This is a genomic window from Enterocloster sp. 210928-DFI.2.20 (assembly GCF_020554465.1).
Classification (GTDB): Bacteria; Bacillota; Clostridia; order Lachnospirales; family Lachnospiraceae; genus Enterocloster; species Enterocloster bolteae.
Genome location: NZ_JAJCHK010000006.1, coordinates 33403 through 45927 on the forward strand (window position 1 = coordinate 33403; position 12525 = coordinate 45927).

The 12525-nt window shown below is 48.5% G+C and carries 14 protein-coding genes; 2 read left to right on the forward strand and 12 right to left on the reverse strand.

The genetic code is table 11. From position 1 onward, the window contains the following. Positions 1 to 49 precede the first annotated feature (49 nt). The 3 genes from LI015_RS07810 to LI015_RS07820 form a co-directional block, all read right to left on the reverse strand. The gene (locus LI015_RS07810; protein WP_227124492.1) at positions 50 to 2116 is read right to left on the reverse strand and encodes a methyl-accepting chemotaxis protein; all 2067 of its coding nucleotides are present in this window, start codon (positions 2114 to 2116) and stop codon (positions 50 to 52) included. Between the two features lie 126 nt (positions 2117 to 2242). Beyond that, on the reverse strand, positions 2243 to 2680 hold the full coding sequence (locus tag LI015_RS07815; RefSeq protein WP_002567633.1) for a flavodoxin: 438 nt from the start codon (positions 2678 to 2680) through the stop codon (positions 2243 to 2245). Positions 2681 to 2694: 14 nt separating this feature from the next. Beyond that, positions 2695 to 3312 (reverse strand): DUF3793 family protein, encoded by a 618-nt coding sequence (locus tag LI015_RS07820; RefSeq protein ID WP_118018765.1) that lies wholly within the window; start codon positions 3310 to 3312, stop codon positions 2695 to 2697. Between the two features lie 391 nt (positions 3313 to 3703). Here LI015_RS07820 and LI015_RS07825 point away from each other — a divergent pair, with 391 nt between their 5' ends. Further along, entirely contained in the window at positions 3704 to 4594 is an 891-nt protein-coding gene (locus LI015_RS07825) for a LysR family transcriptional regulator (RefSeq protein ID WP_002567631.1), read from the forward strand. Between the two features lie 100 nt (positions 4595 to 4694). Here LI015_RS07825 and atpC read toward each other — a convergent pair whose 3' ends face one another. From atpC to yneA, 9 genes are all read right to left on the reverse strand, one after another. Then, positions 4695 to 5111, reverse strand: coding sequence for an ATP synthase F1 subunit epsilon (gene atpC, locus LI015_RS07830; RefSeq protein ID WP_002567630.1), 417 nt, complete (start codon positions 5109 to 5111; stop codon positions 4695 to 4697). Between the two features lie 33 nt (positions 5112 to 5144). Further along, positions 5145 to 6545 carry a F0F1 ATP synthase subunit beta gene (gene atpD, locus LI015_RS07835; protein ID WP_227124494.1) on the reverse strand — a complete coding sequence of 467 codons (1401 nt, stop codon included), beginning with the start codon at positions 6543 to 6545 and terminating at the stop codon, positions 5145 to 5147. 26 nt (positions 6546 to 6571) lie between these two features. Then, positions 6572 to 7465 (reverse strand): ATP synthase F1 subunit gamma, encoded by an 894-nt coding sequence (atpG, locus tag LI015_RS07840; RefSeq protein WP_002567628.1) that lies wholly within the window; start codon positions 7463 to 7465, stop codon positions 6572 to 6574. A 19-nt stretch (positions 7466 to 7484) separates the two neighbouring features. Further along, complete coding sequence (gene atpA, locus LI015_RS07845; RefSeq protein ID WP_118018767.1) at positions 7485 to 9008, reverse strand: F0F1 ATP synthase subunit alpha; 1524 nt, start codon at positions 9006 to 9008, stop codon at positions 7485 to 7487. 10 nt (positions 9009 to 9018) lie between these two features. Continuing rightward, positions 9019 to 9534 carry an ATP synthase F1 subunit delta gene (gene atpH / locus LI015_RS07850; protein WP_002574607.1) on the reverse strand — a complete coding sequence of 172 codons (516 nt, stop codon included), beginning with the start codon at positions 9532 to 9534 and terminating at the stop codon, positions 9019 to 9021. Then, complete coding sequence (atpF, locus tag LI015_RS07855; protein WP_002573636.1) at positions 9527 to 10018, reverse strand: F0F1 ATP synthase subunit B; 492 nt, start codon at positions 10016 to 10018, stop codon at positions 9527 to 9529. The genes atpH and atpF overlap by 8 nt, the downstream gene beginning before the upstream one ends. A 24-nt stretch (positions 10019 to 10042) precedes the next feature. Further along, on the reverse strand, positions 10043 to 10267 hold the full coding sequence (gene atpE, locus LI015_RS07860; RefSeq protein WP_002567624.1) for an ATP synthase F0 subunit C: 225 nt from the start codon (positions 10265 to 10267) through the stop codon (positions 10043 to 10045). A 53-nt stretch (positions 10268 to 10320) separates the two neighbouring features. Continuing rightward, complete coding sequence (locus LI015_RS07865; RefSeq protein WP_002567623.1) at positions 10321 to 11010, reverse strand: F0F1 ATP synthase subunit A; 690 nt, start codon at positions 11008 to 11010, stop codon at positions 10321 to 10323. A gap of 397 nt (positions 11011 to 11407) precedes the next feature. Beyond that, positions 11408 to 11707: a cell division suppressor protein YneA gene (gene yneA / locus LI015_RS07870; protein WP_054354256.1), complete on the reverse strand. Its 300-nt coding sequence runs from the start codon at positions 11705 to 11707 to the stop codon at positions 11408 to 11410. A 181-nt stretch (positions 11708 to 11888) separates the two neighbouring features. Here yneA and lexA point away from each other — a divergent pair, with 181 nt between their 5' ends. Then, on the forward strand, positions 11889 to 12503 hold the full coding sequence (gene lexA, locus LI015_RS07875; protein WP_054354255.1) for a transcriptional repressor LexA: 615 nt from the start codon (positions 11889 to 11891) through the stop codon (positions 12501 to 12503). Positions 12504 to 12525 lie beyond the last annotated feature (22 nt).

Sequence of the window (12525 nt, forward strand, 5' to 3'; positions counted from 1 at the left end):
TATATGTAGGTGTCAAGAACAAATGATAAGGGTTGATGACAAAATCCTGTCACAGTACATCCGTATTGTCAAAACGGAACCGCTCTAAAAGTCCTTTCAGCAGCAGCGCCTGGGCTGAAAGCTCCTCGCTGGCTGCCGCGCTTTCCTCGGCCGTGGCTGAATTCTCCTGAATCACGCCTGCTATCTGTTCCATCTCCCGGGTCACCTGTTCCACGGAATACGCCTGTTCCCTGGAAGCAGACGCTATATCGTCCATGGTCTTTACCACATTCTGCACCCCGTTCAATGCATTTCGCATGGAAACAGCTGTGGCGTCCACAATTAGTGTCCCATCCTCCACTGCCTTTAACGAATGGGTGATAAGGTCAACTGAATTCCTGGATGCCTGGGCGCTTTTGGATGCCAGGTTTCTGACCTCCCCTGCCACCACGGCAAATCCCTTCCCCGCGTCCCCGGCCCGTGCAGCCTCCACAGCAGCATTGATAGCCAGTATGTTGGTTTGAAACGCAATATCCTCTATGGTCCTGATGATTTCACGTATTTTAAAGGTACTGGTCTTAATATTGTGTATGGCGTTCTGCAGCTCCTGCATCCTGCCATCGCTTTTTACAGCCTCCTCTCCCACATTTGCGGCCAAGCGGCTGCCCTCTGAGGCGAGGTCGGCATTGGATGTAATCTTCTGGGAAAGGTCATTGATAACAGTTGCCAGTTCCTCCACGGATCCTGCCTGTTCCGCAGCCCCCCTGGACAGTGTCTGGGCCCCCGCGGAAACCTGTTCCGAACCGCAGGAAACCTGCTCTGCCGAGATGTTTATTTGCCTTAAGGTATCATTCAGAGAAGCGATGATTTGCTCCAGAGCTTCCCGGATAAACCTGAAATCACCTATATAATTCCCCTCCACCGGCACAGCCAGGTTTCCCGCCGAAACCTCTGTCAGTATATAGGTGATATCCTCGATGATATCCTTTAAGGAGCGCACTGAGGAACGGACGCTTTCAGATAGTCTTCCAATCTCATCATCCCCGGCAGCCCGTATATCCACATCCAGATTCCCCCTGGAAAATGCCTCCATACTGGCGCTGATGCCCCCCAGAGGCTTCAGCACCCTGCGGACCGCAAATACAATCAGCAGGACCAGCAGGGCCAGCATCAGAATGGACACGAACGCCATTGTCTCTATCAGATAATTGCGGGTGTGGTTTACTTCTGACAAAGGCAGCGTGGCCACGGCCAGCCAGTCCGTTGTATCACAGTTCCGGAACATGGCTGTGTATTTGACGCCGGAATATGTAAAATCCGCAAATCCATTGTAATTATTTTTTACCTTGTTTTTATAATCATCCGATATTTTTATCTCACTGACATTTTTGCCGGATGCAGTGGGGTCGTCGCTGTAGATGTAATCCGAGCTGTTGGAAATCAACTCCAGGTATCCTGCCTCTCCTACCTTTATATCGGAAAGTGTCTGCTTAAGTGTATCCAGGTATACGTCAAATCCAAAAAGACCTGTTATCTCTGAACCATTCCCGGATACCACCGGTGACACGATGGAGACAATCATCTCATGAGTGGCCGGATCCAGAAATGGTTCTGTTATGATGGTACTTCCCCCTGAAATCACAGATTCATACCATTGAGTATCCTCCAAACCGGCGTCCACCACACTGCCGTTTGACAGAAGGTAGCTGTCTGTCCTTGGATCTGCCACCCAGGCCTCCATCACCTTCTCCTTTTCCCCCATCTGAACCAAAGCACTATTAAGCACCCTCAGCACATCGTCCAGTTGGTTATAAGCACTGATATCTTCCTCCCTGGAGACAGATGCAAAATATGTCTGCAAATCATCATTATCCCGAAACATGCCGGCTGCTGTAACCTTGCTGCTGAAAAAGTCATCCACGCTGGAGACTGCATAATCTGTCTGAACCTCCAGTATTTTGTCATTCAGGGCGGAAATGGCCCCGGCTGCCATGACACAGGCCATGGTAATAAGTATAATTAAAAAGGGAATCAGTACCAGTAAAAGGCTCAGGCTGATTTTAAAAGAGATGGAGCTCCTTCTGCATCCTCTGCCCTCCTTTCGGTTAATCCTGCCTCTGCCTTCTGAGTTTTCCATAAGTTTTATATCCCCCTGCTGCTTTTATAAAATCATGACACCATTCCATCATTATACCATAGCGCCAAAAAAAGGCAAACCGAAAGGTCTGCCAAAAGACATGGTATCTGCAATTATGATTCTGCATTATACTTCTGCGGCCGCCAGAGCCTCTCCCAGCTCCCTGCAATGATTGAGTGCATCTTCGCCCGGACTCTCCTGGGCAATGACGCCTTCTCCTCCCACTACGTCGGCTCCTGCATTGGCCATACGGGCCTGCCAGTCGCGCATCCACTCTCCATCACCCCATCCATAGGAGCCAAAGAGACCAATATGCTTACCGGAAGCAAACGTCTCCACCTCTGCCACAAACGGATCCATCTCACTCTCTTCCAGGACTTCTGCTCCCATAGCCGGGCATCCCAGAGCAAAAACGCCTGCATCCTTCAGCGCATCTGCCGAAATATTGGAGACCTCTGTCACCAGGGCATCCTTTCCGGCCTTCCTGATGCCTTCCGCCACCGCATTGGCCATGGCCTCTGTGTTGCCTGTCTGTGACCAGTAAACTACCATAATCTGATTCATGTCGTATATCCTCCTTATATTGTCATTGATTTATATTGATTCAGATTGTGTATCCTTAAGATTGCATCAATCTTCATACCGCGGGAAACCATATGGATAATGTGCTCACGGGCATGATTGTATGACTGAAATATGCGCTTGCACTCAGAAAGATCCGAATAAACCTTCCAGTATCCTATATAAAGGAAATTCTTTCCGTTATTCTCGATAAATCCTGTCACATCCTTGGCAGGATAACCCAACAACAGACCTATCTCATGAGGGAACCCGGCGCAGTCTTCCATGTGCTCCTCATATTTGATGGACACAAGGCTTAAAATCTCTTCCAAATCCCATCCCCTGTAACCAAAGCGTTCCATAAGGACCTTTACCTCAGGCCGGGACAGATACGCTTCAAGAGCCGGCCTGATATAAAGAAGAAAAGTGGTTTTCTCAGATGATTCATACAGAATGCAGCAGGACACGGCTGTTTCTTTAAACAATTCCAGAACCGCCGCCCTTTTGGAACGTCCTACCGTTAGAAGGTTTGATATCTTCATACCTGTCAGTAACGGCGCGCACTGCAATGCCACCTGGGTATCCAAATCTTCCGTATTCAGCTTTAACATTAGATGTAAGGTTTCCCTGCTCACGAATTACCTCCGCCTGTCTCAGAATTTTTTTACACCCGAGAGATTCATAGGTTCAATCTGCCTCTGATTACTCATCCCTTGGCCTATTCCCCTCAGACATATTTCCTTTAAAATATTCTCCCATATCGCCTTCTTCGTTAGTCATGACTAACTTCAATACAATATTATCAGACCACACATGAATTTACAATAGCTGAAACAGGGAATAATTCTCATTTTCTTTGAGTTTTTTCATCTTCTATTGTATTGAGTTTTTTTCTCATATCTTAAATTATATGAGAGTTTTTTTCTCATTTAAAATTTGAATGCATTTTTTTGAATTCTGTTATATAATAGTCGGATACCCGGGCGGGGCTCCCCTGTTCGTAAAATCATATCTCTGAGGTGACATATGGAATTACTGCAATTACGATATTTTTTGACAGCCGCTGAATACCAGCATATGACTAAGGCGGCCGAACATCTTCAGATAGCGCAGCCAGCCCTCTCTCAGGCCATCCACCGGTTAGAGGCAGAGCTGGGTGTGCCGCTCTTTGAGAGAAAAAGCAGAAGTGTGGAACTGAATGAAGCCGGACGCCTTCTTCAAAAGCGGCTGATTCCCATTGTAAGCGCCCTGGACCGGATTCCCGGCGAACTGAGGGCCGACCAGTACATGTCCAGCCATACCATCCATTTAAAGCTTTTGGCGGCCTCCACCCTGATTACCAACCGGATTATTGCCTACAGGGCCCTGCGGCCAGATGTAAATTTCCAGCTGTACCAGGCTGAAAACCATTCGGACTATGATTTATGCGTGTCTGCGGTGCGGTCAGACTTAAAAAATACTGATTATGAGGATTACATGGTTATGCTGGAAGAGGACCTGTATCTGGCAGTCCCCACACATTCTCCCTATGGGGATAAGGATTCTATCAATCTGGCTGACACAAGGAATGCGGGATACATATGTCTGGCCGGTTCCAGGCCCATCCGCCAGATATGCAACAGCTACTTTTCAGAGGCGGATTTTGTCCCTAACGTAATTTTTGAAAGTGATACCACAGAGTCAGTCAGGAACCTGATTGCTGCCGGCCTTGGCATCGGATTCTGGCCCCAGTACTCCTGGGGACCATTGGGCGGCGAATGGGGCCCCATGTCTCCCCACTCCCCGGTAAAGCTGCTTCCCATCAGAGATCAGGTATGCCGCCGTCAGATTATCCTCATGTGTTCTCCTCTCGGCAAGGACAATCCTATCGTCATGGACTTCTGCAATTTTCTCATACAAAATTCAAAATGGCTGTAGGACATTTCAGTCCCACAGCCATACCTTAATACTTCTCTTACCATCATATCTTACATATTACTATAATCAAGCTGCTATAAATCAAGCTCTTATTCTTCCGTCACTTAAGTTCCTTCAGATGGCTTCCCTTTAGCCTGGTAAGCGCCCTTGCCATGGATGCCTGGGACATCTTGAACTCCCTCAGGCTCAGTTGCTGGCGCAGCTGCTCTTGTGCGCGCTCCAGCGCCTCCCTGGCTCTGACCTCGTCAATGTCCTCAGGCCGCTCCGCTGTGTCCACAATCATGGTCACACGGTTATTAGCCACCTGCAGGATCCCGCGGCCCACAATGGCCTGATGCCATTCTGTTTCCTCCGGCACCTTAAAACGGAGGTTCCCCTCCTGGATAGCCAGAATCATAGCCTCATGGTGAGGCATAATGCCCATCTCACCGTCCGGTGCTGGCACTGCCAGATATGAACAATGTCCATTATAAAATATGTGGTCGCTGGCTACAATTTTCAGCCAAAATGCAGACATATCCCGGCTCCTTTCTGCGTCAGACAGTCCTGGTTAAGCCTCATGATGCTCCAGGGTCTTGGCCTTCTCCGCAACTTCGTCAATGGTACCCACATTGAAAAATGCAGCCTCCGGGTACTCATCCATCTCGCCGTCAATGATGGCCTTGAATCCCCGGATCGTTTCTTTTACAGGCACATATTTACCAGGTACACCGGTAAAGTTTTCCGCCACATGGAATGGCTGGGATAGAAACCGCTGGATCTTTCTGGCCCGGTTTACAGTCAGCTTATCATCCTCAGACAGCTCCTCCATACCCAGAATGGCAATGATGTCCTGCAGCTCCTTATACTTCTGAAGCATCTGCTGCACCTTGTTTGCCACCTCATAGTGCTCTTTCCCAACCACATCCTCTTCCAGGATACGGGAGGTGGATTCCAGAGGGTCTACAGCCGGATAAATGCCCTGCTCCACAATCTTTCTGGACAATACCGTGGTGGCATCCAGATGTGCAAAGGTAGTAGCAGGCGCCGGGTCAGTCAAATCATCAGCAGGCACATAAACAGCCTGGACCGAAGTAACGGAACCATTCTTGGTGGACGCAATCCTTTCCTGTAATTCGCCCACCTCAGTGGCCAGGGTAGGCTGATATCCCACAGCCGAAGGCATACGCCCCAACAGGGCGGATACCTCGGAACCGGCCTGGACAAAACGGAATATGTTGTCAATAAACAGAAGTACGTTCTGATGCTCCACATCTCTGAAGTACTCAGCCATGGTCAGCCCTGTCTCGGCCACACGCATACGGGCCCCCGGAGGTTCATTCATCTGTCCGAATACCAGGGCTGTCTTTTCCAGCACCCCTGACTCCCTCATCTCGGTCCACAGGTCATTTCCCTCACGGGAACGCTCTCCCACGCCCGTGAAAATGGAGTATCCGCCGTGTTCCGTTGCTATATTGGTTATCAGCTCCTGTATCAGTACGGTCTTGCCCACACCTGCGCCGCCAAAGAGACCTATTTTTCCTCCCTTGGCATAGGGGGCCAGCAAATCAATTACCTTAATACCAGTCTCCAACATCTCCACAACAGGGCTCTGGTCCTCAAAAGACGGCGGGTCCCTGTGGATGACCCACTTATCCTCGCCTTCCAGGCTCTCTCCTCCGTCAATGGTCTCGCCCAATACGTTGAAGAGACGCCCCAGGGTCTTCTCGCCTACAGGAACCTGAATACCGGCGCCTGTTGGTTCCACTTCCATATCCTTGCACAGGCCGTCGCTGGATGCCAGCATAATGCAGCGCACCACATTGCCGCCTACATGCTGGGCCACTTCTATGACGCACTTCTTACCCTGATTATCCACCACCAGGGCATCCTTGATATGGGGAAGTCCATCATCCTCAAAAGCCACGTCAACCACAGGTCCCATGACCTGTATAATTTTTCCCTTGCTCATGGCTGCCTCCTTTTATATTTACGAATTTACGATTGTTTCTTTTTTTGTGCCTTTGCACCGCTGATTACCTCTGTGATTTCCTGGGTAATAGCCGCCTGCCTCACACGGTTGTACTCTATAGACAAGTCATTTAAAATTGCGTTGGCATTGTCGCTGGCAGACTGCATGGCCATCATCCTGGCATTCTGCTCGCTGCAGAAGGACTCCACCAGGGCACCGAATATGAATCCGGTCACATAGTTGGGGACCACATGGTCCATGACGGCGCTGGGGGAAGGCACCATCTGTATCTCCTCCTGGATGATATCCGCAGGGATAACGATATTGCTGAAATCCTCACGTTTAAGGGGAAGAAGCTCTGTCATCTCCGCTTCCATCTGCATGCTGTTCATCATCTGTGTATATATAATCCAAACCTCATCCAGACGTCCTTCCTCGTAATCCTCCAATATAGTAGAGGAAATCAGACGGGCGCGATGCATGGTGGGATTCTGTACCGTGTAATGGAACTGCTCCTCCACCTGGACATGTCTGGCCTCAAAATAATGGCGTCCCAGTTCTCCCACCACATAAAGCCGGTGGTTCTTACTCTGTTCCATCCACTCATGGGCCATCTTCAGCACATTATGGTTGTAAGCGCCTGCCAATCCCTTATCACCGGTAATGACAATCAGCCCCTTTACCCTGTCCTCCTCCTTGATTTCCTTCCTGGGATTGAAGTAAAAATGCTCTACATCCGGCATATGGCGCAGGATACGGCGTATCAAATCCTGAAGGCTATAGAAGTAAGGCTCTGTTTCCTCCAGAAGTTTCTTGCTTTTCTTAAGCTTGGTGGAGGAAATCAGGTACATGGCATTGGTAATCTTCCGGGTATCCTGGACGCTTTTCATACGGCTTAGGATTTCTCTTGCATTTGCCATATTAACTCCTTCTTCCTGGTCAGACGGACGCCTTATATTGGTTTGTCTTATACTGGTTTGCAGCATCCACAATACGGTTTATCAAGTCATCGCCCAGGACCTTGGTCTCCTCGATTTCTTTTCCAATCTCCGGATGCTTTTCATCAAACCAGGCCAGCATGTTCATCTGGAATTCCTTAATATCCGAAACCTCTACGGAAAGCATGACCTTGTGGGTCGCCGCGCAGAGGGTAATGACCTGTTCATGCAAGCTGAGGGGCCTTCCCAGAGGCTGCTTAAGCAGCTCCATAAGCCGCTTTCCGTAAGCCAGCTGCTCCTTGGTAGCCTCATCCAGATCAGAACTGAACTGGGTGAATACCTCCATCTCCCGGTACTGCGCCAGGTCGATACGGATACTTCCCGATGCCTTCTTCATGGCCTTTGTCTGGGCTGCACCGCCTACACGTGACACGGAAAGTCCCACGTTCACAGCCGGCCTCATGCCGGAGAAAAACAGGTCGCTTTCCAGGAATATCTGACCGTCTGTAATAGATATAACATTGGTAGGGATATAGGCCGATACATCCCCTGCCTGTGTCTCAATGATGGGAAGGGCTGTAATGGAGCCGCCTCCCTTTTCATCACAAAGTCTGCTGGAACGTTCCAGAAGACGTGAATGAAGATAGAACACGTCGCCCGGATAAGCCTCACGGCCCGGAGAACGCTCTAACAGCAGGGACAATGCCCTGTAGGCCACTGCGTGCTTGGACAGGTCATCGTAAATAATCAGAACGTCCTTCCCCTGATGCATAAAATATTCAGCCATGGCAGTCCCGGCATAGGGTGCTATGTACTGAAGGGGCGCTGCCTCACTGGCCGTGGACGACATGACAATGGTATAATCCATGGCATCGTTCTTCTTAAGGGTGGAAACCAGCTTTGCCACGGTGGATGCTTTCTGGCCAATGGCCACATAGATGCAGACCACATCCTTGCCCTTCTGGTTCAGTATGGTATCCATGGCAATGGAGGTCTTACCGGTCTGCCGGTCTCCAATGATTAATTCTCTCTGGCCGCGGCCTATGGGAAACATGGAGTCAATGGCAAGAATACCTGTCTCCATGGGAACTCCCACTGATTTCCTGTCCACAATACCGGGAGCTTCCTCCTCCACCGGAAGATAATCTTCTTCCTTTACAGGGCCCAGTCCGTCAATGGGCTCTCCCAGAGCGTTGACCACCCTGCCTAAGAATCCGCTTCCCACAGGCACGCCTGCCCTTTTCCTGGTGCGGACCACCTTGGTGCCCTGGCCCACTCCTGTATCCTTTCCGAAAAGGATACAGCCAATCTCATTCCTGCGGATATCCTGGACCATTCCCTTAACACCATTTTCAAATATAACGATTTCCCCGTACATGGCATGTTCAATGCCGTATACAATTGCTATGCCGTCTCCTACCCAGATAACAGAACCAGTTTCCTGTTCCTGTCCGGCATGCATGTCAAAATTCTCAATCTCACTCTTAATAATGGAGATGATTTCCTGGGAACTGATTGTGCTCATATCAAGACTCCTATCTTACCACAGCCCGGCCCAGCCTTACCAGCTGCCCCTTCAGGCTGTAGTCATATTCTGTATCCCCGGCCTTTAGGACAAAACCGCCCACCAGGTCCGGCTGGTTCACCAATCGGATGTTCACATCTTTTTTGTTATATTTCCTGCACAGAAACTGTTTCATTCCTGTAATCTGGGCCGCACCCGGCATGGTAACATAGTGAAGCTCGGCATCCATAACACCGGCCGCCATTCTGGCATAGGCGTCACGGGCTTTTGCAATCTCCTCTGTCTGTCCGATGCATCCCGCATCACAAGCCTTTTTTAAGAAACGTACCATCAGTGCGGAAAATTCCGGTTCCCTGAACACCTTCTCAATAACGGCATGCTTACTTTTCAGGGGAACCACCGGGCTATTAAGGACCTCCGGAAGTTCCGGATTCTCCTTAAGCAGCTTTACAGCTTCCCTGACCATCTCTTCCGGTATGCCCAGTTCATATAGAACAATGGCATACGTTCTGGCTGTCTCAGTCATTTCCTTCACCTGATTCTGCTAAAAAGCGGTTGTATAGGTTCCTGTCGCTGTCCGGTGCGCTCTGCTCGCTAATCAGCTTGGCAGCAGCTGTCATGGCCAAACCGGCCACTCCGGCCTTCAGGTCATTCATGGCTTTCTCGCGCTCCAGGGCAATGGTACGGTCTGCCTCTTCCATCTTTTTGGCAGCGTCTGCCCTGGCCTGGGCCAGAACCTTCTCGTACTCTGCGGCAGCCCTGTTCCTGGCTTCCTCGATGATTCTTGAAGCTTCTTCATCTGCATTGCCGATGGAGGCCTGATACTGCTCCTTCATCTGACGCGCTTCCGTTTCCCTGTTCTTTGCCTCGTCCAGGTCGTGCTCAATCATCTGCTTCCTCTCATCCAGTATACTGCGCACCGGACCAATCAGGAAGTGCTTCATAAACAGATATAAAACCAGTAGGTTAATAACCGTAAAGGCTACATTCCAAATGTTTAAATTTAACATATTAAGTCGCCTTCCTGCTATAAATTATTTTAAGAACAGAATGATTAAAAGGCCGATGACAAAGCCGTAAATGGCGGTTGCCTCAGCAAGGGCGCATCCTAACAGAAGTGCCTTTGTAATCTTGCCGTCTGCCTCAGGCTGTCTTGCAATAGCGTCCACTGCCTTGGAAGTGGCCAAGCCGATACCTATACCTGCTCCAATACCTGTAACAACTGCAACACCTGCTCCTAATGCGATTAATCCTGTCATAATAAGACTCTCCTTTTTCTCTCAATATTTTCTTTTTCCATAAGGCTGCAAACTTAATCCTCAATGGCTTCTTTTATATATAGTGATGTGAGGAACACGAATACATATGCCTGTATCACTCCATCAAATATATCAAAATAGAAGCTGAATGGCAGCGGCACAATTAACGGCAGCAAATGCTTGATGAGTGCCATGACAACAATGGCGCCCAGCACGTTGCCGAACAACCGCATGCACAGGGACAATGGCCGTATAAACAGCTCCAGCACATTGATTGGCGCTATGATGGCAATGGGCTCCGCAAAGCTTTTAATCCATCCCCTGACACCCTTCTTACGGATGCCGGCCACTTCCACCAGAACAATACTCATAACAGCCAGGGAAACGGTCACATTCAAATCCTTGGTTGGCGACTTGAAGCCAAGAAGTCCAATCATATTGGCAATTCCTATGTATATCACCACTGTAATCAGATATGGTATATAAGCCTTTCCTTCCTTTCCCAAAAGCCCTTCAAAAAAATCATAGATAAAAGACATACCGCTCTCCAGAGCAGCCTGTTTCTTACTTATGTTCCTTACCTTCAGGCCATGGACCAGTATCAGGGAAGCTATCATCATAATCGCCATGATGATCCATGTCACTACCACGGATTCCATCACATCAATACCGCCAAACAGCGGTATGGTGAACACCACATTGCAGTTAAGCTCTTCCATCAGTGATTCCACTAAACCGTTCATACTAAACAACCCCCTTTCTCTTCTCGTTTGCTTTTGCCTATTATAGACACCTTATTTAATAATTTCAAATACATATTATTTATAAATTGATAATATAAATGTTATAAAAAAGAAAATATTACAAATCTAAGAAGATTTCATTCTGTAATTTGTGTAATATATCACGACACATAATATTCATTTTCACGGCATCTTAACATCAAGAAAGAAATTTGTATCATTTTGCACAATAAAACGTTACAAAATTATATAATATGGAACTTTTGGAAATTTCCGGGTAAAAATGTAACCGGAATACAAAGAAAATCCATGAAAAGATAAAACCCTTTGGAGCTGGCCGGATACCTCCAAAGGGTTTAGATGTATATCATATTATAGGTGCGGAATCTAACCTGGTTTACTCAAAATATACTACGGTCAGATACTGCCCTGTATGGATGGTGTCCTTCTTAAGACCGTTCATCTGCCTGAGCTGATTTACATACTCATCCATACTCATGGAACTGCCTTCTCTGTACTGACGGGCAATTTCCCAAAGACTGTCCCCTTCCTGGATACGGACGCTCTTATAATAGGGAGTACTCCTGCTCCCCTCCTCTTTGGCCATGGAAGTAAACATGGTGCGTCCCATAATAATGGAGACAAACAGTATAACCGTAAAACATGTAGCTGCCAACCTTCTCTTTCTCACTCTCATATGGTAACCTCCCTGGGGCGGTTCCTTCTTGCGCGCAATACAGAACGTTTGTTCTTTTGTATATCCATACTATACTACCAGAACAAATGTTTGTCAAGTGTTCCCAGCAAAAAACGAACAAAGGTTTGCATTTTTATCGAACATATGTTACTATTAATATAGAAAACGCAGGAGGTTGATTATGGCACAGGATAAAATTACTTCTAAGCAGCAGGAGATTTTAGAATACATCAAAGAGACTATTTTACAGAAGGGATATCCGCCGGCTGTGCGGGAGATTTGCGAGGCAGTACATTTAAAGTCCACTTCTTCCGTTCACTCCCATCTGTCCGCCCTGGAGGAAAAGGGCTACATACGGCGTGACCCTACCAAACCCAGGACCATTGAGATTTTAGACGACACCTTTAATTTTAACCGCAGAGAGATGGTGAATATCCCTCTTGTAGGAACCGTAGCTGCCGGAGAACCCATTCTTGCGGAGGAGCGGATTGAGGACTACTTCCCCTTCCCGGCAGAGATTCTTCCCAACGCGGAGACGTTCATGTTAAAGGTTAAGGGCGAAAGCATGATTGGCGCCGGAATCCTGCCCGGCGACAAACTGATTGTGGAGCAGTGTCCCACTGCGGCCAATGGGGAGATTGTTGTAGCCCTGGTGGATGATTCAGCCACGGTCAAGCGTTTTTATAAGGAGAACGGACATTACCGCCTCCAGCCGGAGAACGATGCCATGGATCCTATCATTACAGAAACCGTGGAGATTCTGGGCAAGGTTATTGGCCTGGTGCGTATGATGTAGCGGCGGGGATGATGTGTCTTTT